Annotated in this window: 23 protein-coding genes, 1 tRNA gene and 1 riboswitch; of the genes, 10 read left to right on the top strand and 14 right to left on the bottom strand. The window is 63.5% G+C overall.

Features of this window, described 5'->3' with window-relative positions:
- Nucleotides 1-88, top strand: an 88-nt coding sequence (locus ACQ4W4_RS27580) for an integrase core domain-containing protein (RefSeq protein WP_495542793.1), incomplete at its 5' end; no start/stop codon positions are given.
- Nucleotides 89-151: 63 nt separating this feature from the next.
- Here ACQ4W4_RS27580 and nusB read toward each other — a convergent pair.
- The 3 genes from nusB to ribBA form a co-directional block, all read right to left on the bottom strand.
- Complete coding sequence (gene nusB / locus ACQ4W4_RS25545; protein ID WP_070219581.1) at nt 152-622, bottom strand: transcription antitermination factor NusB; 471 nt, start codon at nt 620-622, stop codon at nt 152-154.
- 191 nt (nt 623-813) lie between these two features.
- Nucleotides 814-1,296, bottom strand: coding sequence for a 6,7-dimethyl-8-ribityllumazine synthase (gene ribH, locus ACQ4W4_RS25540; protein WP_070219579.1), 483 nt, complete (start codon nt 1,294-1,296; stop codon nt 814-816).
- A 98-nt stretch (nt 1,297-1,394) separates the two neighbouring features.
- Complete coding sequence (ribBA, locus tag ACQ4W4_RS25535; RefSeq protein ID WP_436544331.1) at nt 1,395-2,516, bottom strand: bifunctional 3,4-dihydroxy-2-butanone-4-phosphate synthase/GTP cyclohydrolase II; 1,122 nt, start codon at nt 2,514-2,516, stop codon at nt 1,395-1,397.
- A gap of 357 nt (nt 2,517-2,873) precedes the next feature.
- Between ribBA and ACQ4W4_RS25530 the strand changes: the two genes are divergently transcribed.
- Nucleotides 2,874-3,299: an OsmC family protein gene (locus tag ACQ4W4_RS25530; protein WP_436544330.1), complete on the top strand. Its 426-nt coding sequence runs from the start codon at nt 2,874-2,876 to the stop codon at nt 3,297-3,299.
- Here ACQ4W4_RS25530 and ACQ4W4_RS25525 read toward each other — a convergent pair.
- The 11 genes from ACQ4W4_RS25525 to glyA form a co-directional block, all read right to left on the bottom strand.
- On the bottom strand, nt 3,296-4,693 hold the full coding sequence (locus tag ACQ4W4_RS25525) for a hypothetical protein (protein WP_436544329.1): 1,398 nt from the start codon (nt 4,691-4,693) through the stop codon (nt 3,296-3,298). The two genes, ACQ4W4_RS25530 and ACQ4W4_RS25525, sit on opposite strands and share 4 nt — an antisense overlap.
- 104 nt (nt 4,694-4,797) lie before the next feature.
- On the bottom strand, nt 4,798-5,433 hold the full coding sequence (locus ACQ4W4_RS25520) for a riboflavin synthase (protein ID WP_436544328.1): 636 nt from the start codon (nt 5,431-5,433) through the stop codon (nt 4,798-4,800).
- Nucleotides 5,434-5,463: 30 nt separating this feature from the next.
- Complete coding sequence (ribD, locus tag ACQ4W4_RS25515) at nt 5,464-6,564, bottom strand: bifunctional diaminohydroxyphosphoribosylaminopyrimidine deaminase/5-amino-6-(5-phosphoribosylamino)uracil reductase RibD (protein WP_436544327.1); 1,101 nt, start codon at nt 6,562-6,564, stop codon at nt 5,464-5,466.
- 39 nt (nt 6,565-6,603) lie between these two features.
- Entirely contained in the window at nt 6,604-7,134 is a 531-nt protein-coding gene (locus ACQ4W4_RS25510; RefSeq protein ID WP_436544326.1) for a GspH/FimT family protein, read from the bottom strand.
- Between the two features lie 54 nt (nt 7,135-7,188).
- Nucleotides 7,189-7,689, bottom strand: coding sequence for a type IV pilin protein (locus ACQ4W4_RS25505; protein ID WP_436544325.1), 501 nt, complete (start codon nt 7,687-7,689; stop codon nt 7,189-7,191).
- A gap of 90 nt (nt 7,690-7,779) precedes the next feature.
- A complete protein-coding gene (locus ACQ4W4_RS25500; RefSeq protein ID WP_436544324.1) occupies nt 7,780-11,619 on the bottom strand; it encodes a pilus assembly protein in 3,840 nt (1,279 codons plus the stop codon).
- An 80-nt stretch (nt 11,620-11,699) separates the two neighbouring features.
- Entirely contained in the window at nt 11,700-12,335 is a 636-nt protein-coding gene (locus tag ACQ4W4_RS25495; RefSeq protein WP_436544323.1) for a pilus assembly PilX family protein, read from the bottom strand.
- A gap of 50 nt (nt 12,336-12,385) precedes the next feature.
- On the bottom strand, nt 12,386-13,363 hold the full coding sequence (locus ACQ4W4_RS25490) for a PilW family protein (protein ID WP_436544322.1): 978 nt from the start codon (nt 13,361-13,363) through the stop codon (nt 12,386-12,388).
- Entirely contained in the window at nt 13,360-13,929 is a 570-nt protein-coding gene (gene pilV, locus ACQ4W4_RS25485; RefSeq protein WP_436544321.1) for a type IV pilus modification protein PilV, read from the bottom strand. The genes ACQ4W4_RS25490 and pilV overlap by 4 nt, the downstream gene beginning before the upstream one ends.
- Before the next feature lie 240 nt (nt 13,930-14,169).
- Entirely contained in the window at nt 14,170-14,631 is a 462-nt protein-coding gene (gene nrdR / locus ACQ4W4_RS25480) for a transcriptional regulator NrdR (RefSeq protein WP_436544320.1), read from the bottom strand.
- A gap of 144 nt (nt 14,632-14,775) precedes the next feature.
- Nucleotides 14,776-16,023, bottom strand: a complete 1,248-nt coding sequence (gene glyA / locus ACQ4W4_RS25475; RefSeq protein WP_058050318.1) for a serine hydroxymethyltransferase — start codon at nt 16,021-16,023, stop codon at nt 14,776-14,778.
- Nucleotides 16,024-16,134: 111 nt separating this feature from the next.
- Nucleotides 16,135-16,260: riboswitch (ZMP/ZTP riboswitch) on the bottom strand.
- 314 nt (nt 16,261-16,574) lie between these two features.
- Here glyA and ybgC point away from each other — a divergent pair.
- From ybgC to ACQ4W4_RS25435, 8 genes are all read left to right on the top strand, one after another.
- Nucleotides 16,575-16,976 (top strand): tol-pal system-associated acyl-CoA thioesterase, encoded by a 402-nt coding sequence (gene ybgC, locus ACQ4W4_RS25470; protein ID WP_436544334.1) that lies wholly within the window; start codon nt 16,575-16,577, stop codon nt 16,974-16,976.
- Nucleotides 16,977-17,022: 46 nt separating this feature from the next.
- Nucleotides 17,023-17,712: a protein TolQ gene (gene tolQ / locus ACQ4W4_RS25465; protein WP_046682323.1), complete on the top strand. Its 690-nt coding sequence runs from the start codon at nt 17,023-17,025 to the stop codon at nt 17,710-17,712.
- A 15-nt stretch (nt 17,713-17,727) separates the two neighbouring features.
- Nucleotides 17,728-18,168 (top strand): ExbD/TolR family protein, encoded by a 441-nt coding sequence (locus tag ACQ4W4_RS25460; protein WP_226939836.1) that lies wholly within the window; start codon nt 17,728-17,730, stop codon nt 18,166-18,168.
- 48 nt (nt 18,169-18,216) lie between these two features.
- A complete protein-coding gene (gene tolA / locus ACQ4W4_RS25455) occupies nt 18,217-19,236 on the top strand; it encodes a cell envelope integrity protein TolA (protein ID WP_436544319.1) in 1,020 nt (339 codons plus the stop codon).
- Nucleotides 19,237-19,241: 5 nt separating this feature from the next.
- Nucleotides 19,242-20,510, top strand: coding sequence for a Tol-Pal system beta propeller repeat protein TolB (gene tolB, locus ACQ4W4_RS25450; protein ID WP_436544333.1), 1,269 nt, complete (start codon nt 19,242-19,244; stop codon nt 20,508-20,510).
- A 43-nt stretch (nt 20,511-20,553) separates the two neighbouring features.
- On the top strand, nt 20,554-21,075 hold the full coding sequence (gene pal / locus ACQ4W4_RS25445; protein WP_230542412.1) for a peptidoglycan-associated lipoprotein Pal: 522 nt from the start codon (nt 20,554-20,556) through the stop codon (nt 21,073-21,075).
- 134 nt (nt 21,076-21,209) lie between these two features.
- Nucleotides 21,210-21,968: a tol-pal system protein YbgF gene (ybgF, locus tag ACQ4W4_RS25440; protein WP_436544318.1), complete on the top strand. Its 759-nt coding sequence runs from the start codon at nt 21,210-21,212 to the stop codon at nt 21,966-21,968.
- A gap of 67 nt (nt 21,969-22,035) precedes the next feature.
- Nucleotides 22,036-22,111, top strand: a tRNA-Lys gene (locus tag ACQ4W4_RS25435).
- Nucleotides 22,112-22,204: the final 93 nt, after the last annotated feature.

Here is a 22,204-nt window from a genome sequence, read left to right as displayed (position 1 = left end):
GGTGCGGATATACAACCAGGAACGACCACATATGGCCTTGAAGTACAAAACGCCCGATGCGGTGCATCGGGCGTTTGTGCAGCAATAAATACTGTCAACCTATTTTAGGACTGGACACCTGCGGCACTGGCCGCAGGAACTACTCTCTCTATTACTTGCGCTTGTTGGCGTTGACTTCTTCCTCGCGGAATTTCACTGCCAATTTATCCAGCACACCGTTCACATACTTGTGGCCGTCGATACCGCCAAACGACTTGGCCAGCTCGACCGCTTCGTTGATGACGACGCGGTACGGGATTTCCATGTTGTTCTTCAGCTCGAAAGCGCCGATCAGCAGGATGCCGTGTTCGATCGGCGACAGTTCCGCGATATTGCGGTCGATCAAGGGCGCCATGCTGTCGCGCAGCGCCAGCGAATCCTTGATGGCGCCGTACAGCAGCACCGTGAAATGATCGCCATCGGCCTTGTCGAAGCCGTGGGCCGCGCGAATATTGTTCACGACGGTGGTCGCGTCTTCATTGTTCAGCAGCCACTGGTACAAGCCCTGCAGCGCGAACTCGCGCGCGCGGTGACGCGGCGTGCGGTTTTTGCTGGGATTGGCGAGCAAATTTTTCTCAGTCATGATTGTTACCTGTTCTTAAGTACGTGTTCACTACAAATTCCGGCGAGACAGCACGGCGCGCTTTTCAACGCGCCGCAGCCAACCGCGTGTCAGAACGTTCGAGAAAATGCTCAGAGCAAGGCGCGGGCCCGAATGTACGGCGAGGGCTTGCAACGCAGCTATGGGCGTTTTATCGGACGTTCACTACACGGCTAGTCCTCCTCGGATTCCTGCAACTCTTCCAGCGCTTGCGCCAGATTAGCCATTTCCACTGCCACGCGTGCCGCTTCGGCTCCCTTGACCAGCATGCGCACTTCCGCCTGCTCGTCATTTTCGGTCGTCAACACTGCGTTGGCGATGGGGATGCCGTAATCGAGACCGACGCGCGTGATGCCCGCGCCCGATTCGTTCGATACCAGCTCGAAGTGGTAGGTTTCACCGCGAATCACGGCGCCCAGTGCGATCAGGGCGTCGAATTGCTCGGTTTCCGCCATTTTTTGCAGAATCAGTGGGATTTCCAGGGCGCCCGGCACGGTCACGTGCAGGATATCTTCATCGGCCACGCCCAGCTTGCTCAACTCTTCCAGGCATGCCGACAGCAAGCCACCACCGACGATTTCATTGAATCGTGCCTGGACGATACCGACGCGCAAACCTTCGCCGGCAAAATTGGTTTCATAGGTTCCTACAGTCATCATCAGCCTCTTTAATCTGGTGGTTCAGGGCGGCACACACGTGCCGCCATCGTTTACTCTCACATCGACGCCGGACAAAATCGCGACGCGCAGTCGATTTAGTCAGACGTCTGGCCGGGATGGCACTGAAAACCGGTGACTTCCAGGTCGAAACCGACCATCGACGGCATCTTGCGGGGGCTGGCCAGCAATTGCATCTTGCTCACGCCCAGGTCGCGCAGGATTTGCGCGCCGATGCCGTAGCTGCGCAAGTCCATGCTGGCGGCGCGGCCTTTCGGCTTGGCTTGCGGCGTATCGAGCGCGGCGAACTGGGCAAACAGCTCGCTCGAGGTCTCGCCGCAGTTCAGCAAGACCATCACGCCCCGCTCGGACTGCTTGATGGCGGCCATCGAGGCGGCCACCGTCCACGAGTGGGTGGTCGCTTCGCTTTCCAGCACGTCCAGCAGGGAAACGGGCTGGTGCACGCGCACCAGCGCTTCCAGGCCGGGGGCCAGGTCGCCATGCACGAGGGCCAAATGGGCCGATGCGCTGGGCTTGTCGCGGAACGCGATCAGGCGGAATTCACCGTGGGCCGTGTGCAGCGTGCGCTCGGCAACGCGCTCGACCAGGGACTCCGTCTGGCTGCGGTAATGAATCAGGTCGGCAATCGTGCCGATTTTCAGGCCATGCTGCTCGGCAAACACCAGCAAGTCCGGCAGGCGCGCCATGGTGCCGTCGTCCTTCATGATTTCGCAAATCACGGATGCGGGCGTCAGGCCGGCCATGGCCGTCAGGTCGCAACCGGCTTCCGTATGGCCTGCGCGCATCAGCACGCCGCCTTTTTGCGCTTTCAGCGGGAAGATATGGCCAGGCTGGACGATATCGCTGGGCTGCGTGCCCTTCGCCACGGCCACCTGGATGGTCTTGGCGCGGTCGGCGGCGGAAATGCCCGTCGTCACGCCTTCGGCCGCTTCGATGGACACGGTAAAGTTGGTGCCGTAGGCGGTGCCGTTGCGCGAGGTCATCATCGACAGGTTCAGCTCGTCGCAACGTTCTTCCGTCAGGGTCAGGCAGACCAGGCCACGCGCATGCGTGATCATGAAATTGATGGCTTCAGGCGTCACGAAATCGGCGGCAAGCACCAGATCGCCTTCATTTTCCCGGTCTTCTTCATCGACCAGTATCACCATGCGGCCGGCGCGCAATTCAGCGACGATCTCTTCGGTGCTGGATATAGACATTGTTCATCCTCTTATGACGCCTGGCACAACCTGCTGCGCGTCGGTTTTGCCGGGCGTTGTTAATGAAACTAAAAACTGAAACTGAAACTGAAACATCAAGTGCGAATACTCCGCGAATTTCCGGGAATTTTCTTATAACCTGCTATTTTAAAGGATTTAGCGCTTGCAGACCTGAAATAAGACAGGTTTGCGGCATAGGCGCCGCAGCCTGCCCACAAAACGCCGATTCCTCGATCCAGCGCAGGCGGCGACACCAAAACGCGCGCCGCCGGTCTTGCAAAGAGCATAAGATCAGCCGGTCACCGCCACGGCGCTGACACTTCACTCGCAGCGACACCCACACACAGGAGCGGCAACATGAAAACCAACGGATCGGCCATCTGGTCAGGCGGCATCAAGGACGGCAAGGGCGCCATCAGCACGCGCAGCGGCGCCTTGCAGGAATACCCCTACGGCTTTGCCAGCCGCTTCGAAGGCAAGCCCGGCACCAATCCCGAAGAATTGATCGGCGCCGCCCACGCGGGCTGCTTTACCATGGCCCTGTCGCTGATCCTCGGCGAGGCTGGCCTGACGGCGGAAAAGATGGAAACGACGGCCGAAGTCACGCTCGACAAGGTGGACGACGGCTTTGCCATCACGGCCGTCCACCTGATCCTGAAAGCGAAGATACCGGGCGCCGACCAGGCAAAGTTCGAAGAACTGACGGACAAGGCCAAGGCCGGTTGCCCCGTGTCGAAGTTACTTAAAGCCAACATTACCCTGGACGCTAGCCTGCTGCCCTAGATTTTATCCACGGGCTTGACGGGTTCCACGGGGGCCACCGGCGCCACCGGCGGCAGGCGCGAGTCGCTGGCCGGCAATGGCCGGTGCATCAAGCCGGGATTCAGGGCCGCATTGTTCAGGTTATACGCGGCGATGGCTGCCGCCACGGACGGGTCTTGCGACGACGGTGGCGGCACGGCCTGGCCTGCGGCCTGCGCCGCCAGCTCTTGTGCCTGGGCATTTTGCTGGGCCAGTTGGGCTTGCTCAGTGTCCGCCACGCCCGCATCGGCCTGCACCTGCGCTGCGCGTGCCAGCGATTGCGCCCGGTCGGCCGCCGCCTGGGCCGCCAGTTGTGCGTCGCTGGCCGCCAGTTGCGCCAGTGCCGCGTCATCTGCCGCCGCTTGCGCCTGCTGCTGCAAGCCCTGCTGCTGTACCTGCCCCTGGCGCAGCTCATCCAACCGCGCGGTTTCCTGCTGCTGCGCCTGCTGATCGGAATTGATGCGCTCACTGCCCAGGCGTTCAGCGTCAAGGCGCAGTGCGTCCACGCGCTGGCTGTCTGCCCGCTGCGCCTGCGGCAATTGCGCCGCTTCGGCGGCGGCTTGCGCTGGCGACGGAGGCCGCAGCCCCTGCAAGTCCAGGTTCAACTCTTCCGCTTCCAGTTGCTGCTGCAATTCCAGTTGTCGTTGTGCAATCGCGGCCGTTTGCGGCGACGCCGCGTCGACGGCTTGCGGCGGCGCGGCGCTGGCCGGCAGTGCTGCAGCCGTCAAATCCGCTTCGACCACGGCGGCCAACGGCGCGCCCTGCTGCCGGGCCAGCACGGCGCCCACCTGCGCCAGCACATCCGTTCCCTGTTGCAAGGCATCCAGGGTGGCCTTGCCGTCGGCCGCATACGCGGCCTGCAAAGTGATTGGATCGACATCTTCATTGCGCAAGTCGATGCCGATGCGGGCCAGCTGCGCTTGGGTCAGCAGGCCGCCGTCCTGCGCCAGCGCGGCGGCAGCATCCGTCGTGCCATCGCCCGACAACAAATCGTAGCGCTGCGCCAGGCTGCCCGGCGTGTCGCCCGCCGTCGCCAGCTGGCTCGCATCGATGCCGCTCGTTTGCAGCTGGGCGAACGATTCCGTCAACTGCCGCGCCAGCGCCAGCAAGTCGTCATTGACATTCACGGGGGTAGTGGCTGCGCTGGCCTCGTCGGTGGCGCTCTGCAAGGCCAGCAGTTGCCGGCGCGACAAGGCCACGCCGGACAGGAACTGGCCCAGCGGGGAGAGGTCGACCTGCGTCGAGGACAGCATGGCAAGGGCCGCCGCCGCGCTGGACGGCGGCACGGGCAGCGCTGGCGCCAGCGGCACGGTCTCGCCCACGCGTGGCGTGGCCGGGATGGTATTGGGCACGATTGCGCGCGAAATCGGGTCCATGATCAGCCTCCACTGCGGAAAGCTTCATAGTATGCGCGTCTGAAAGAAAAGCAACACACGCCTGGCAAGGCGGCGCCTGTGTTGCTGTTTCAGTTCATCCTATATCAGGCGGCGGCCTTGTCCAGCGACAACATGCGCTCGACATAGCGGGCGATCAGGTCGATTTCCAGGTTGACCTTGCCCCCGACCGTCAAGTGTTTCAGGGTCGTCATGGCGATGGTGTGGGGAATCAAATTGATCGAGAAACGGCAGCCGTCGACGGCGCCCGCGCCCAGGTCTTCCACGCGGTTGACGGTCAGGGATACGCCATTGACGACGACGGAACCTTTGAAAGCCAGGTATTTCGCCAGTTCGCGCGGCGCTTCGATGACCAGTTCCCACGATTCGCCCACGGCTTCGAACTTGCGCACGATGCCCAGGCCGTCGACGTGGCCGGAGACCAAATGGCCGCCCAGGCGCTCGGCCAGGGTCAGCGCTTTTTCCAGGTTCACTTCCGTCGTCGTATCGAGGCCCACGGTGCAATTGAGGCTTTCGCGCGAGACATCGACGGCAAAACCCGTGTCCGACTTTTCCACCACCGTCATGCAGGCGCCATTGATGGCGATCGAATCGCCGAGGGCCACGTCGGCCAGCGGCAAGCCGCCTGCATGGATGTTCAGGCGCACGCCTGCGTCGAGGCCGCCTTCGAGTGCTTGCACGGTTTCAATCTTGCCAATGGCGGCAACAATTCCTGTAAACATGGAGCTAACCTTATAAAAATGATGAAAGTATTAATTGCGCTGGGCGAATCTTGCAAGGATACGCAAATCTTCGCCCACTTGCTGAATCTGGTGAAATTGCAAGGTCCGCTGCTGCTTGATATCCGTCAAGGCGGGCAAGGCAAACATGCCTTGCGCGTCGCCCAGCAAGGTGGGCGCCAGGTAGACCAGCAGCTCATCGACGCAGCCTTCGCGGATCAGCGAGCCGTTCAGCTTGGCGCCGGCCTCGACGTGGACTTCATTGATTTGCCGGCGCCCCAGTTCCAGCATCAGCGCGGCCAGGTCCACCTTGCCGGCCGCGTTCGGCAGCAGAATGATTTCCGCGCCCAGGGCGCGCAGCTGCGCTTCCTTTTCCGGGTTGGCCACGGCCGCCACGATCCACGTGCCGCCCCCCTGCAAGATCCGCGCATCGAGGCTGATGTCGAGCCGGCTGTCGACAACGATGCGGCGCGGCTGGCGCGGCGTCTCGACAGCGCGCACGTTCAGTAGCGGGTCGTCCGCCTTGACTGTGCCGATGCCCGTCAGGATGGCGCAGGCGCGCGCGCGCCACGCGTGGCCGTCGGCGCGCGCTGCCGGCCCCGTGATCCACTGGCTCTGGCCATTGTGCAAAGCCGTCATGCCGTCCAGGCTGGCCGCCGTTTTCAGGCGTACCCACGGCTTGCCGCGCTGCATGCGTGAAAAGAAGCCGATATTCATTTCATATGCCTCGTCGGCCAGCACATCCGTCGTGACGGCGATGCCGGCCGCTTCCAGCTTGGCCAGCCCCTGCCCCGCCACCAGCGGGTTCGGGTCCGTCATGGCGGCCACGACGCGCCCCAGCCCCGCGCGCACGAGCGCATCGGAACAGGGCGGCGTGCGGCCGTGGTGGTTGCACGGCTCCAGCGTGACGTAGGCCGTGGCGCCGCGCACGTCGTTGCCGCGCGCCGCCGCATTGGCCAAGGCTTGCACTTCGGCATGATCCTGCCCGGCCGCCTGCGTCACGCCGGCGCCGATCACCTGGCCATCCTTGACGATCACGCAACCGATGCGGGGATTGGGCGAGGTCGTGTACAAACCGCGCGCCGCCCATTCCAGCGCCAGGCGCATGCCATCGATATCGTTGATTATTTCCACGGGCTTCTTTGCTTGAAGGTGAGTCATTGGTAAATCGTGTCAGGAACTGTCGGCCGCGCCGCTGCAGTTGACCGCCTGCTGCTGCGGGTCGCACACGCGCACCCTGCCCAGCATATTGATTTTAATATGGCGCGCCTGCTTTCCCAAAGTCAGGGACAAGGTACCCCAGCGCGCCGCCAGGCTATTGGTCGCGCTGCAACTGCGTCCTGCGCCATTGTAGGCGATATAAAACGGCGCCGTGGCAGACGAAAATGCGAATTGGGCCGTGATGCCCGCCGGCAGCGGTCCCTGGCGGAACAGCAATTCGTCGCCGTCATCGAACGCCAGGTTGGCATTGCGGTCGATAAAGACCAGCCAGCCCGTGCGCCAATCCATGCCGCCGGGCCCGGCCGGCATCAGCAGTACGCGCTGTCCGCGCGCCATCGCCTGCGCCCGCGTCAATTCGATAGCCGAGAACAAGTCCATGGCCGCCGCGCGCACCTGCTGGCGTGCCAGCAAGTGCTGCAAGTTTGGCATGGCGGCGGCCGCCAGCAGCGCGGCAATCGCCAGCACGGTCAGCAATTCGAGCATGGTGTGCCCGAAGGTCCGCCCAGTCCGCGGTGGCCGCTTGGGCTTGACCATGACCTAGGGCCAGCAATGGCTGGCGGGGCCGCTGCTGCCGCGCTGGCCCGTGCTGTTCAAGGACAGCGCGCCGCAATCGGCATCCTGGAACTGCGCATCAACCTTGGAGGTGCCCGGCGTGGCGCGCAGCAGCACGCATTGCCCGATCGCCAGGCCTGGACAGGCCAGCGCCTCGATTTCATACGCACTGCCGGCCGCGCCCGCTTCGCCGGACCACCACGGAAACGCTTGCGCCTGCGGCGCCGGCGAGGCCGAGGAAAACGCCAGGTAGCGGTTGTTTTGCGAGTAATAGCGCTCCTGCTGCTGCATCAGCCGCAGCAGGGCCGCTTGCCCCTGCACCCGCTTGGCGCGCACGACATGACCGTGATAAGCGGGCATGGCCAGCGCCAGCAGCAGGCTCATGATCGCCAGCGCGGCCAGCAGTTCGATCAGGCTGAAGCCCGGGATGGCGGCAGAAACGCCACCGTTTGCAGCGGGCCGGTTCCGACTTGCCAGCATTTCCATCTGACCTCCCCTCTTCCCAAAAACCGCCGGCCGATGCGCGGCGCCGGTCTGCACGCCTGTTACTTACGACACGCCAGCCATGCCCCTCTCTTATTTCTTCTTGGCCGCCTCGTGCAATTCGCGCCAGTTCGCCACTTCGCGCCAGCTGAGGCGCCGGGCGGGCAGCGGCGCGCTGACGACCTTGAGTCCCGCCACGCTGGCCGCGCCGGGCAAGCCCGGTTGCAGCACGGCAAGTTCCTTGCGGCCCTCGGCCCGCCCTGTCGCCGTTGCGGCGCCCACCGTGCTGTTCAATTCCAGCGCCAGCGGCGGCGCGCGCGCCAGGCCGTCGAACAAGCGTCCCGTCTGCTCTCCCGCCTGTACCACACCGGCGCCATCGGCGGCAAAACCGCTCAGCACGTCGAGCACATACAGGCGCGTGAACGGTTTGGCGCAAGGGTCGCGCCCCGGCAGGACGGTATTGAACAGCACCTTGCCGGCGGCCAGTACGGGACTGCTGATACTGCGCTCGCCCGTCTGCGCGGTATCGAGAAAATCGAGGTACCAGCCGCGCATGGCGTCGCTGCCCGTGTAGCGCAGTTCGGCGCCGTCGACGCGCACACCGCCCGCGACGTCGCCCAGGATGCGCTGTTCCAGATCGGCCCGGCTGCGCGTGGCTGAATTTGTACGCACATCGTCGTGCACGGCGTAAAACGACTGCGACAGAAAGGCGGAAGGCCAGGTATCGCCCGCTTCGACCAGCTTGCCCGTACCGAACAGCAGCAGATAGCCGCCACCGGGCGCATACGCCACGCTCAGCTGCTGCGTCACGGGCTGGCGCCGGCCCTGCGCATCGCGCGCGACAAACACGAGTTTGCGCCCCGCCCCCTCCTTCCAAGGCGGCCCGCCCGCCATGTCGAGGCGCCAGATATTGCCCTGCAAATCGCCCGCATAGATATACGCGAGCGCGCCATCGCCGCCCGGCACCACGGCGGGCGGGCCCAGTGCGTGGGACATGGCGTCAGTGACCGCATCAGTGTCGTGGCCCCCATCGCCGCCACCGTTGCCGCCGGCCACAGGCACCTTGAACCGGAAGTAATTGCTTCCTATCACCCATGGCGTGCCAGGCGCCTTGTCCAGGGCCAGCAGGAAGATGGCGGCGGCCGACGCGGGCGCCGTCGTGTCCTTGCCGTCATTTACATGGTTGTTGTAGCCGCTGGCGACGATGGCAAAATCGCGGTAGGCGGGCGCGCCCTCCTTGCCGCCCATGTTGACGCGGGCAAAGACAGGCGGCGCGCGCACATTGCCCATGAGTCTGTCGTCGCGGTCCGTAAATTCCCACAGCGCACCGTCTTGCGCAAAACGCATCGGGTCGGTGATGTCGAGCGCAAACACGCCTTGCGCCCCGCCGCCCATGCCCGACACCAGCACCGTCTTCCAATGTCCCAGCGCCAGCACTTCCGCCGTGGCCGCCGCGCCATCAAGCAGCGGGCCGGGGCTGTAGTGAGTGCTCGCAGCGGCTGGCGCCGCGCGCAGCAGCGCCTGCGGCAGATAGGCAAATAATTCGCTGCCCGTGCGCGCATCGAAGGCATGCAGCAAGCCATCGTTGGCGCCCAGGTACAGCATTTTCCGGCGCGGCAGCAGCGCCTGGCGATGCACGCCATAGCCGGCCCCCGGCATGCCCAGACCCGGCGCGCCCACGTACAGCAGGTTGCCATATGGCGCCGCGCCCAGGCTGCCGGACCTGCGCCGCAGGAAGCCGCCTGGCTGCCCCACCTCGTGCGTACGCTGGCCCAGCAGATATGCCAGACGCGCCTCGCCTCTTCCATCGCCGCCGTCGAATGCGTCGCGCTGTGCTGCATCGAGCTCCTTCCAGGCCAGCGGCATCAGGGCGCCCTTGGCGTCAAGCGTGTAGACGGGACGCAAGGCCGTCGATGGGCCATCCGGCATGGTCTTGGACTGTCCGCCAGCAGTCCACGATGGCTTGCCGGGAAGCAGTGCGCCATCGGCGCCCACGGCAAACGCGCTGCGCGACAAGATCATGCCGCCATCGGCCAGGCGCATCCGCGTCTGGAACCAGTAAGCCTCTTCCGTACCGCTGGCCAGCGCCATCAGGGCCGGCCCGGCCAGCGTCGCCGCCAGCGTGCCCTTGTCGGCGGAGACAACGGCCGCGCGCAGTCCCGCGATCAGGGCGGCCGGATCGCTGCCGGGCAAGTAGTGGGTGGGCCAGCGGCCGTCCAGGCTCCATTCATCGAACGCGCTGGCCGTTGCGCTCTTGAATGGGTTGGCGTCGCCGTTCGCATCAAGAAAACCGCCATACTTGGCCGCCAGCAGCAAGGGAGTCACAGCGGGTACGCCGGCCGGGTCGCCCTGGCGCAAGTCGCCCGCGTAGTGCTCGACCTTTGCAAGGCCGTCGTTCTTGCCGCCAGGACGCAGCGCCTGCACGTGCGACCAGTAAGCCAGCCCTGCCGCATGATAGCTGGCGCCGCCCGCCCCGTCGGCCAGCAATTCCAGTCCCGCCAGGTCGGGCCGTGGCGCCGGATTGCCCTGCGCACTGCCGCTTTCCAGGCTGCCCACCGCATGCGTCCAGGCCATCGCATCGAACGGCGGCGGCGCAAAGCCATCGGCGGCGCGTGCGCGGTCACCGGCCGAGGCAGGCACAACAGGAACATTGCCGGGCACGTAGCGGTCCCCCGCCATGCCCGCGTCGCCGAGGCTGACGACGACGTGGCGCTGGCAATTAGCCGTTTGCGGGTCGCTCCATGGGGTCAGGACCGGCAAGCCGTCGTCGATGGCAGGCGGGGCCGTGGCAGGCGGCACGGCGGCGCTTGCTTGCCGTCCCTGCAGGTAGCGCAGCGATTCGTACAGCAATTCAGCCAGCGGCGCGGCCCTCGCGTACCCGCCCAGATGCCCGGCACTGCTGCGGCCCAGGCCGTTGATGTAAGCGGTCACCCCGCCGCCAGGGCCTGCGCCCTGCTCTGTCCCTTGGACGGCAAACACGCCATTGACGGGATTCCACTCGGCGCCGGTATTGTCTTGCGGTAAAAAGTCGGGCGCCGTCCAGCGTTGCTGGCCCACGTGGGCCAGCGGCGCGCGCAGCACGCCGCCATACACGGGGCCGGCACTGGCAGACACGCCGTTCAAATGGCCAAACACGCCCACGCGTACCCTGCCGCCAAGGCGCTGCACGGCGCCCACCGGTTTGTAGTTCTTGCCGTACGCGAGGCACAAGTCGTCGCGCAGCGGCCCCTCATCGGCATCGCACACGCGCACGCGCGCGAGGAACACGCCGTGCGTGGCGGCGATGCCGGGCGCGTCGCAACTGCCGCCCGGAGGCACGCTGGCGTCGCCGAACAGCAGGCGATTACGGCAAGAAACGATGGCCAGTTGCGCCAGCGCAAACGGCGTCGCCGCCGCCACGCCGGTGTGCAAGACCTTGCGCGGAAAAAAAACGGGGTGGGCAAAGAAGTCGACGGGACCGTCGGCATCGGGCAGGTAGGCGCGCTGCAGCACCGTCTTGCGCACTTCGTCGATGACGCGGTCGCCGCCCGTCAGGGCATAGCGGACGATATCGAGCATGCTGGCGCTGGCCCAGTTCAGAAAGTTGCCGCTAAAACTATCACCGCCGCAGCCGTGCAGCGCATCGGCCGGTTTCAGCACGGAGAAGTAAGCGGTCGCTACGCGCAAGTCGGGCAGCATGACGCCGTCCTTGCTGCGGTACGGATAGCTGTAGCACATGCGCGCATGGAAGTAACCGAGGTACTCGCGCTGCGGCGCATAGTCGCCGCCATGCGCGGCAGCGGCGGCTGCATGCGTCAGGGACAGGTTGAGCAACAGATTCGGCGGCACCCTGGCGCCGTGCAAGCCCGCGTCGGCCCGTGCCAGCGTCACCGGCGGGACGGCGGCGGCAAGGGCGCCGCCGCAAGTGAGGCAGGCCAGGCAGGCCAGCAGCATCAGCCAGACGCAGCCGGGATGTCGCCGGGCAGACCGCAAAGCAGGCCACAAAGTGGACGGCAAAGTGAAGCACGACGCCCTCATGGCCCCGCTCCAGCCGCCTGCTTGCGATAATAACTTTGCAGCACGACTTGCGTGCTTTCCTGCATGCCAAAACCGATGGCCGTGATGCGGTACATATAACTTTCCGTTGCCAGGCCGCCAGCCACTGCCGCCGCCTGCGCGCCGGGCGGGTGAAACGGCAGCAATTCGATCAGGTAACGGGGCCGGCGCGACGGCAGGAAACCCTGCCCCGTCTGCATGACGGCGCCCGTGAACTGCCCATACGGCACGGCGCGGCTGCCACTTCCCCCTTCGGGACCATCGAGGTCCATGCTCAGCCAGAGGGCCGGCGCCTCCGGGGCTGCCGGCAGGCACAGGCCCAGTGCGCCTCCTTCGCCGCAGCCGTCCGCGAACCCGGCCGCACTGCCTGGCGCGAAGAGGCTGCTGCGTCCCGGCGCGCCGGGCAAGCCTTCGATATCGTTCTGCGCATCCATCAATGCTTCCTCCGCCGCCTGAAACGCGATCTGCCGGTCGCGCTCGCCGCGTGCCGCCTTTTCGCCCTGCAAGGCTATCTGCGCCGCCGATATGCCCAGCAGCAAGATGATCACCAGCAGGCACAGCACATACACGAGGGTGGCGCCACCGTGGCGCGCGCAAGGTGAACAGCAAGGCACGCAACGAGGTGCGCAGCAGCGGACGCCCGCGCCAGCCATCGTGGCACCGCCTAGGCCGGCCCGTTGCGCAGCATGATGCTCGTCTGCAGCAATTGCCGCAGCCGGGAGCGCGTCGCGGCGGGCAGGGACGCGCGCGCGATGCGCACGCCCGTGTCGCCGGCGCCGTGCGCCTCGGCATATGCCTTGCCGAACAGGTCGAACTGCGCCGGCCCCAGTTCCGCCATCTTGTCCGCCTGGTCCGCCTCGCCATGCAACAGCAAGGCCACGCGCACGCTGACCACGCGCTTCCAGTGCGTGCGGCGGTGCAAATCGCGCTGGCGCGCGGCCGCATCCGCGCCCTGCAGCACCAGCGCCGCGTCGTAGGCGTCGAGCGCGCTGGCGTTGACATAGCGGTTCGCCACGCCGTCGGGCGGCGTATCCGTATCGATGCCATACAACACCTGGAAACCGTCGACGCCGCGAATGACGGAGTCCGCACCCCAGCCGTTCGCGCCACGGTATTTGCAGCGCAGCTCGCCATCGCCATCGGCGCCCTGCGCCACATAGAAAATGCTCCAGCCCCGCTGCGCCTCCGTTTGCGCGGCACCCACGCCAAAGCCGGCGCAATTGAGCACGGATCCGTCGCCGCCCTCCTCCTTGCCGGCGCCGTAATAGCGCAGGGCCAGCACGTCGCTGCCATGCAGGACACCGGACAAGGCGCCGCTGATGCCTTCGCTGTTCTTGCCCAGGCTGCGCGCGTCGAGCCCGGCGACATTGGCGCTGTCGTCATCGGCATGGGCGACGGGCGCGGCGCTGCTATCCCAATTCACGTACGCCGTCTGGCGCACGGCACGGGCGATGGTGTCGAGCGCATAGCGGCCGTTATCGTCGAGCCGCGCGCTGGCGGACTGGTCGCCATAGCTGCCGCTGGCCGCCAGGAGCACACTGCTGGCGGCCAGCATCAGCAACGCGCCCAGCGACAGGGCCACCAGCAATTCGACGAGGCTCATGCCGCGCCGTCGGCGCCACGCGGTATGCACGCCGTTCATGCGCCGCCTCCGCCCAGCTGAAATACCAGCCTGGGCAGCGACTCGCCTGCCGCATTCACGGCGGGCGAGCCATCGGGCAAGCGGCCGCGCCAGCCCAGCTTGATGACGATGGGCGCGCCCTTGCCGCCGCTGCATGCCCAGTGCAAGCCTTGCGCGGCGGCATCCCAGGCAGAGACATCGCGGCAGATATGCAGGCGCGCGCCGGGCAAGGCCGCAGGAAGCGATTGCTTCCATTCGGCGATGTCGAATTGCGCCAGTTCGGCCGCGCCGCAGGCGCTGGCACCAAAGCAGTCGGGCGCGCCGCCGCCTGCTTCGGCGTCGTCCGCCGCCGCATAGGCCACGTTCAGGTAGGGATTGCCCGCATCGGGTCCATTCATGAGCACGCTGTTTGCGCGCATGCGCTCGGCCATGCCGGCCGCCAGCTGCGCGCCCGCCGACAACAGCGCCGACTCATGGCGCGCACGCAGCGAGTGCAGTTGCAAAATGCTGGCACCGAGCAGGCCCAGCGCCAACAGCAGCAGCGACACGAGCACCTCGACGAGGCTGCTGCCACCCGCTGGAAACATAGTGCGACCGCCATTGCGCATACGCTCCTCCCTTCCGCCGACAGAGTCGCAAGAACAGTCGGCCCAGCTACAAGATAGGCGCGCGCAAAAAGCCGGGTCTGCGTTGGCGCAAACAGTGCGACGAAAGGTGGGAAGAACAGCGTTGGAATTGATCAGGCCGCTTGCCAGGCCAGCACAGGCGTGGTGAACCGGGGCGCATGAGCAGCCCCGCCTTCAACAAGGAGAGTACGCGGATGAACGTCAGGGCTTGCGCGCCTGCCCCACTTCGGCGATCGCATCCTGGAACTCGGCCAGGTCTTCGAAATTCTTGTAGACGGAAGCGAAGCGGATGTAGGCGATCTTGTCGAGGCGCTTGAGTTCCAGCATGACGAGTTCGCCGATATAGCCGGAATCGACTTCGCGCAAGCCGCTGGTCAGCAACTTTTCCTGGATGGAGGCGATGGCCGTATCCACAGAGGCGGCCGCGACGGGACGCTTGCGCAAGGCCAGCATCAAACTGCCGCGCAACTTATCCGCAGCGAACTCCGTCCGGCTGCCATTCTTTTTGACGACGGCCGGCATGATAAGTTCAATGCGTTCGTATGTGGTAAAACGCTTGTCGCATTTGCCGCAGCGGCGGCGGCGCCGAATGGCATCCCCTTCCTCCGATACGCGCGTATCGAGAACCTGGGTGTCGCCGTGCTGGCAAAATGGACATTTCATGGGCTGGTTACAACTTTATAGTAATAATTACGGGAAATCACCGCCCTTGTACAAAGGGCGCCCGAATCACTCCGGGCGCCCTTGGGCACGACTGGAATGTGTCATACGGAATCTTACTCCGTATGACACATTCTGGACAAATAATTATGCAGCGTACACAGGGTGCGCGTCGGCCAGCACTTTCACGGCCGCTTTGACGCGCTCGATGGTGGCGGCGTCATGCGGGTTGTCCAGCACGTCGGCGATCAGGTTGCCCACTTCTTCCGCTTGCGCTTCCTTGAAACCGCGCGTCGTCATCGCCGGGCTGCCCAGGCGGATGCCCGAGGTGACGAAGGGTTTTTGTGGGTCGTTCGGGATGCCGTTCTTGTTGCAGGTGATGTGCGCGGAACCGAGGATGGCTTCGGCTTCCTTGCCCGTCAGGTTCTTGGCGCGCAGGTCGACCAGCATGACGTGCGATTCGGTGCCGCCGGACACGATGCGCAGGCCGCGCTTGATCAGGGTTTTCGCCAGCACGTCGGCGTTCTTGATCACTTGCTTCTGGTATTCGACGAATTCAGGGCTCAGCGCTTCCTTGAAGGCGACGGCCTTGCCGGCGATCACGTGCATCAGCGGGCCGCCCTGGATGCCAGGGAAGATGGCCGAGTTGATGGCTTTTTCGTGCTCGGCCTTCATCAGGATGATGCCGCCGCGCGGGCCGCGCAGCGATTTGTGCGTGGTCGAGGTGACGAAGTCGGCGAACGGTACCGGATTCGGGTACAGGCCGGCGGCGATCAGGCCGGCGTAGTGGGCCATGTCGACCATGAAGTAGGCGCCCACCTCCTTGGCGATCTTGCCGAAGCGTTCGAAATCGATCTTTTTCGAGAACGCGGACGCGCCGGCGATGATCAGTTTCGGCTTGCGTTCGCGGGCCAGGCGCTCCATCGCCTCGTAGTCGATGTCTTCTTCCGCCGTCAAACCGTAGGAGACGACATCGAACCATTTGCCGGACATGTTCAGCGGCATGCCGTGGGTCAGGTGGCCTCCTTCGGCCAGCGACATACCCATGATCAGATCGCCTGGTTTCAGCATGGCGAAGAACACGCCCTGGTTCGCCTGCGAGCCGGAGTTCGGCTGCACGTTCGCGCATTCGGCGCCGAACAGCTGTTTCACGCGGTCGATGGCCAGTTGCTCGGCCACGTCGACGTATTCGCAGCCGCCGTAATAGCGCTTGCCCGGGTAGCCTTCGGCGTACTTGTTCGTCAGCTGCGAGCCTTGCGCTTCCATTACGGCTGGCGACGTGTAGTTCTCCGACGCGATCAGTTCGATGTGGTCGTGCTGGCGCGTGTTCTCTTTTTGAATGACGGCGAACAATTCAGGATCGACGTTGGCGAGGGTGTGATCTTTTGCAAACATGTAAAAACTCCAAGTATGAGGGTGCTTGTACTGGCAGGTTGGATCGAATGAGGGGAGCCGGCGTTAAGTGAATAACAACATTGGACAGGCAGCCTCTTCGTGCTTTTCCATAGTGGCTACCCAGGCGAACGGCTGATGAAAAATCTCACGTTTCCCGGTGGGTGCCCACCTTTCGCCGGTTTGCCGATCGCCTGTGCATGGAGATCGCCCGACTTTTCGCCAGTCACGTGAGACGTAATGGAAATCAAATTGTAAGTTAAGTGCCCAAATTGAGCAAGGAATGCAACCGTGCGGCTATAATCGCCGCGCGCCGCCGCAGCCAGGACACGGCCGCAGGCCGCCCCGGGGATGGCCGCCGCTTTTAAGCTGGGCTTAAACCTGGCCATGGCATGTAAGCGTATGTTACGAAGCTTGCCATTGCACACGCTGGATTTACAATGCTGCGGTGCAACTTATATGCTGCTTTTGCATGGCTTTCCAGCAAGCGCCCACAGTCACAAGAAGAAAAATCGCGTAAAATGTTGCTCAATCTCACTACTGGCGCAATAAACATGCCTTCAGTTTTTACTTGGAACGTACGTGTCTACTATGAAGACACCGACGCCGGCGGCATCGTCTATTACGCTAACTACCTGAAATTCTTCGAGCGCGCACGCACGGAATGGCTGCGCACCATCGACGTGGGCCAGCAGCAATTGCTGGAGCAGCATGACGCGATGTTCGTTGTCAAAAGCGTCAACGCCGACTATCATGCGCCAGCCAGGCTCGATGACACGGTAAAATTAACCTTAAGCATAGAAAAAATGGGGCGCGCCTCCATCGTTTTCCTGCAACAAGCCTGGGGCGGCGACCGCCTGCTCAACACGGCCCGCGTCAAGATCGGCTGCGTCGATTCGGCACTGCGCCCGCGCGCCGTGCCTGATGCGGTCGCGGCCCGCATGCGCGCCGCCTGAGCCCTACCGCCACCCCCGGATAATTCACCCAACAGACTGCCTGCCAATGAACGTTACACAAGATCTTTCTTTCCTCGCGCTCATCACCAACGCCCACCTGATCGTGCAACTGATCATGGCCCTGCTGCTGCTGATTTCCCTGACCAGCTGGACCTACATTTTCCGCAAGATGTTTGCCGTGCGCCAGGCGCGCAAGCAAACCATCGAATTCGAACGCAGCTTCTGGGCCGGCGGCAACCTGCATGCGCTGCACCAGAACGCCAGCGGCAACCGCGACCAAAGCGGCGCGCTGGCCCGCATCTTCGACGCCGGCATGGGCGAATTCATCAAGGGCAAGGCTTCCTACGGCTCGCGCGAAGCGCTGGACGTGGGCGCCGTGCTCGACGGCGCACGCCGCGCCATGCGCGCCGCCTTCCAGCGTGAAATGGACGTGCTCGAATCGCACCTGGCCTTCCTCGCTTCCGTCGGCTCCGTCTCGCCGTACATCGGCCTGCTCGGTACCGTCTGGGGCATCATGAACGCCTTCCGCGGCCTGGCCAACGTGCAGCAAGCGACCCTGGCGGCCGTCGCGCCCGGCATTGCCGAAGCGCTGATCGCCACCGCCATCGGCCTGTTCGCGGCCATTCCCGCCGTCGTCGCCTACAACCGTTTTTCGCATGACATTGACCGCCTGGCGATCCGCTTTGAGAGCTTCGTCGAGGAATTCTCCAACATCTTGCAGCGCCAGTCGCGCTAAGAGGGAGCAAGGTTCATGGGTTCCTCCTTCAATAGCGGCGGCATGCGCGGCGGCCGCGGCCGCAAGTTCAAGTCCGAGATCAACGTCGTGCCGTACATCGACGTGATGCTGGTGCTGCTGATCATTTTCATGGTGATGCCGTCGTCGAACAATCCCAGCGTGGTGAACCTGCCCAACGCGGAAAAGTCGGCGAAACCGCCCGATGACTATATTCAGATCGTGCTCAAACCGAATGGTTCGCTGTCGATCGGCGTCATCGGCAAGGAACAGCTGGCGCCGGAAACGGAACCGAACCGCGACGCCCTGCTGCGCAAGCTGCGCGGTTTGCACGAGAGCAATCCTGACTATCCCGTGATGATCGCGGGCGACAAGGAAAGCAAGTACGACGATGTAATCCAGCTCATTTCAGAAGCGAAAAAGATGGGCATTACCCGTGTCGGCCTGGCCACCAAGTAAGCACAGCATCCTGTTTCCAGACTTGACCGTTTTTAGATAGACTAGACTTTGCAGAACAAACAAATCGACCATGTGCTCGGCAAGCCCTACAGCGTGCCGCGCGAACGCAGCCGCTGGCCCTCGCTGGGCCTGGCGCTGGCGATGCACCTTGGCCTGCTGTTTTTCCTGTGGGTGGGCGTACACTGGCAAAATACGGAACCTGTCGCCGTCGAAGCGGAAGTGTGGGACATGAAAGTGCAGACGGCCGCGCCGCCGCCCGAGGTGGCGACGGAACCGGAGCCGACGCCGACGCCGACGCCGCAACCGCAAGTGGAACAGCCGGCCCCGCCGCCGCCACCGCCCGTGGCCGCGCCCGAGCCGAAGGTCGATCTGCGCGAGGCGGAAATCGCCCTCGAACGCAAGAAGGCCAAGCTGAAGGAAGAAAAAGAGAAAGCGGCAGAGCAAGAACGCCGCAAGCAGGAACAGAAGGAACGCGAGGAAGAAAAACGCGAACTGGAAAAACAGAAGCAGAAAGAAAAAGACAAGGCTGAAAAGCTGGAAAAAGAAAAGGCCGACAAGCTGGAGAAAGCCAAGCTGGCCAAAGAGAAAGAAAAAGCGGCGGAAGAAAAAGCCGAGAAAGAACTGTCCGAGAAAAAAGCGGCTGCTGAAAAAGCGGCCAAGGCCAAGAAAGCGGCGGCTGAAAAAGCGGCAGCCGACAAATTGCGTGCCGATGACATGAAGCGGTTGATGGCGCAGGCAGGCAATGGCACAACGGGCACGGCCGCGAAAGCGACCGCGCCACGCAAGGACAGCGGCTATGTCGCTGCCCTGACGAGCAAGATCAAGAGCAATATCGCGTACAGCGGTAGCACGGACGTGCCGGGCAACCCGCGCGCCGTGTTCAAGATCGAGCAATTGCCAACTGGGGAAATTATTTCGGTCCGAAAGATTAAAAGCAGCGGCCTGCCGGCGTATGACAGCTCGGTGGAAAACGCCATTAATAAATCCTCGCCACTGCCGAAGAAAAAAGACGGCACCGTGGAACGCGAGATTGAACTCATATTCGAGATGAAGGATTTGCCTAAATGATGACCATGAAAAAAATGAGCTATGTCGTGCTCTGTGCCGGCCTGATGCTGGGAGCGTCAAGCGCCCAGGCGCAGCTGCGCGTGGAGATTACAGGGATCGGCAGCAACCAGATCCCGGTGGCTGTGGCCAGCTTCGTCAATGAATCGGCGGCACCGCAATCGCTGTCGGGCATTATCAAGGCCGACCTGGCGCGCAGCGGGGTGTTCAAGCTGATCGACGCCGATGCGCCCGTGTCGGAAACGGCGCCCGTCAGCTACGAGCAATGGAAGTCGCGCGGCGCCGACGCGCTGGCGGCCGGCTCCGTGCAAAGCATGGCCGATGGCCGCCTGGACGTGCGCTACAAGCTGTTCGACACCATCAAGGGCGCGCAGATTTCGAGCATGAACAATGCGGCCGCACCGCAGTTCAACCGCCTGCTGGCGCACAAGATCGCCGACGACATCTATGAAAAGCTGACGGGCGTGAAAGGCGCGTTCGCCACCCGCATCGCCTACGTCACGCAATCGGGCCGCGAATACCGCCTGGAAGTGGCCGACGCCGATGGCGAAGGCATCCAGGTCGCCCTGCGCTCGAACGAGCCGATCATTTCGCCGTCATGGTCGCCGGACGGCACCAAGGTCGCATATGTCTCGTTTGAAAAGAAAAAGCCCATCGTCTACGTGCAAAACCTGGTGACGCGCCAGCGCACCATCGTGTCGAATGAAAAAGGCAGCAATTCCGCGCCGAGCTGGAGCCCGGACGGTTCGCGCCTGGCCGTGGCCCTGTCGCGCGACGGCCATACCCAGGTCTACACCGTCAATGCCGACGGCAGCGGCTTGCGCCGCGTCAGCACCAGCAGCGGCATCGATACGGAACCCCAATTCTCGGCCGATGGCCAAAGCATTTACTTCACCAGCGATCGCAGCGGCGGACCACAAATCTACCGCATGTCGGTCAGCGGCGGCGAAGCCAAGCGCGTGACGTTTGGCGGCTCCTACAACATCAGCCCGCGGATTTCGTCCGATGGGAAGACACTCGCTTATATTTCCCGTCGCGACGGCAATTTCCAGCTCTACGCGCTCGACCTGGCTAGTGGCCAGGAACTGCGCCTGTCGGACACCGCCAACGACGAATCACCGAGCTTTTCGCCCAACGGGAAATATATCATGTACGCGACCGAATCCGGACGACGCAAGTCGCTGGCAGTGGTATCGGTGGATGGCCGCGTCAAACAGCGTTTGACTACGCAAGCTGGCAATATCAAGGAGCCCACCTGGGGTCCTTTTATGAAGTAAGTGCTGTACAGTTTCACCTTTAACCATGACCCGGAGAATAAAAATGAGTAACTTTAAAAGTTTGGCATTCATCGCCGCTACCGCAGCTCTGCTGTCCGCCTGCAGCACCCCAGTCAAAGTCGCAGAAACCCCAGTGGTTGAGCGCGCTCCTGAAAAAGTCGTCGCTCCAGTTGACACCCGTCAAGTTCAGCCAGTAACGACCGCATCGGTCGATCCACTGGACGATCCAAAAGGCGTGCTGGCTAACCGCAGCATCTACTTCGACTTCGACAAATACGTCGTGCGCGAAGCGGACACCCCAGTCGTGCAAAACCACGCTGCTTACCTGGTAAAAACCCCATCGCGCAAGATCCTGATCCAAGGTAACACCGATGAACGCGGTGGCGCTGAGTACAACCTGGCCCTGGGCCAGAAACGTGCTGAAGCCGTGCGCAAGTCGATGGCAGCCCTGGGCGTGCCAGAAGGCCAGATGGAAGCCGTGTCGCTGGGCAAAGAAAAGCCTAAAGCTCAAGGCAGCAACGAAGCAGCATGGGCAGAAAACCGCCGCGCTGACATCGTTTATTGATGTTCTCGGGTGAGCGCAGCAGCATTGGCGCTTACCTAACTGGCCAGTCATAGGCATAATAATGGGGCGCAGCGCGGTGATTCACCGCCCGGCGCCCCGTTTGCATGTTTGCGTAACCTTAGAAAGCCCGACCCATGATGAGATTCTCGAAAGCCGGCGTCGCCGCCGCCTTGATGGCCGCGTTTGCCTACCTGCCCCTGCACGCCAACGCCGCCCTGTTCGATGACGATGAAGCGCGCAAGGCCATCCTCGAGCTGCGCGCCAAGGTCGACGCCATGGCGCGCGACCTGAACGGCCGCATCGACGCCAAGGCGGACAAAACCAGCACCCTGAGCCTGCTCAACCAGCACGACCAGACCATGCAGGAGATCGCCCGCCTGCGCGGCCAGATCGAAGTGCTGGGCAACGACCTGGCGAACGTGCAAAAGCGCCAGAAGGATTTCTACACCGACATCGACGCGCGCCTGCGCAAGCTCGAGCCGCGCCAGGTCACCATCGACGGCCAGGAAGCGGCCGTGGGCGTGTCCGAACAAAGCGCGTACGAGTCCGCGTTCGGCCTGTTCAAGTCGGGCGACTACAAGGGCGCCGTCACGGCACTGGACGCCTTCGTCAAGCGCTATCCGGAATCGGCGTATGCAGCCAATGCGCAATACTGGCTGGGCAACGCCTATTACGCCCAGCGCGACTGCAAGAACGCCATCACGGCCCAGCAGGCAGTGCTGAAACACTACCCGGACAGCCCGAAGGCGCCCGACGCCATGCTCAACATCGCCAGCTGCTACACGGAGCTGAAAGACAAGCCGAACGCGACCAAGACCTTGAACGCGCTGATCTCGCGCTACCCGGACTCCAGCGCGGCGCAAGCGGCCAAGGAACGGGGCGGCAAAAAGTAAAAGCGGGGAAAAAGTTGCCCGTTCGGTTTGACAGAATCCCGGGCACCCCCTATAATCTTTCTTCTTCGGGTCGTTAGCTCAGCTGGTAGAGCAGCGGACTTTTAATCCGTTGGTCGCAGGTTCGAATCCCGCACGGCCTACCACGAATACGCAGTACTGATCTGCTTGCGAGTTGTTATAGCAAGCATTTTTTTACGGCACAGTGTTACCGAAGTTGTTGTAAAAAGTTTTTGGGT

The sequence above is a fragment of the Janthinobacterium glycogeni genome (assembly GCF_051380725.1).
GTDB lineage: Bacteria > Pseudomonadota > Gammaproteobacteria > Burkholderiales > Burkholderiaceae_D > Janthinobacterium.
This window is presented reverse-complemented; position numbering and strand designations above follow the sequence as displayed.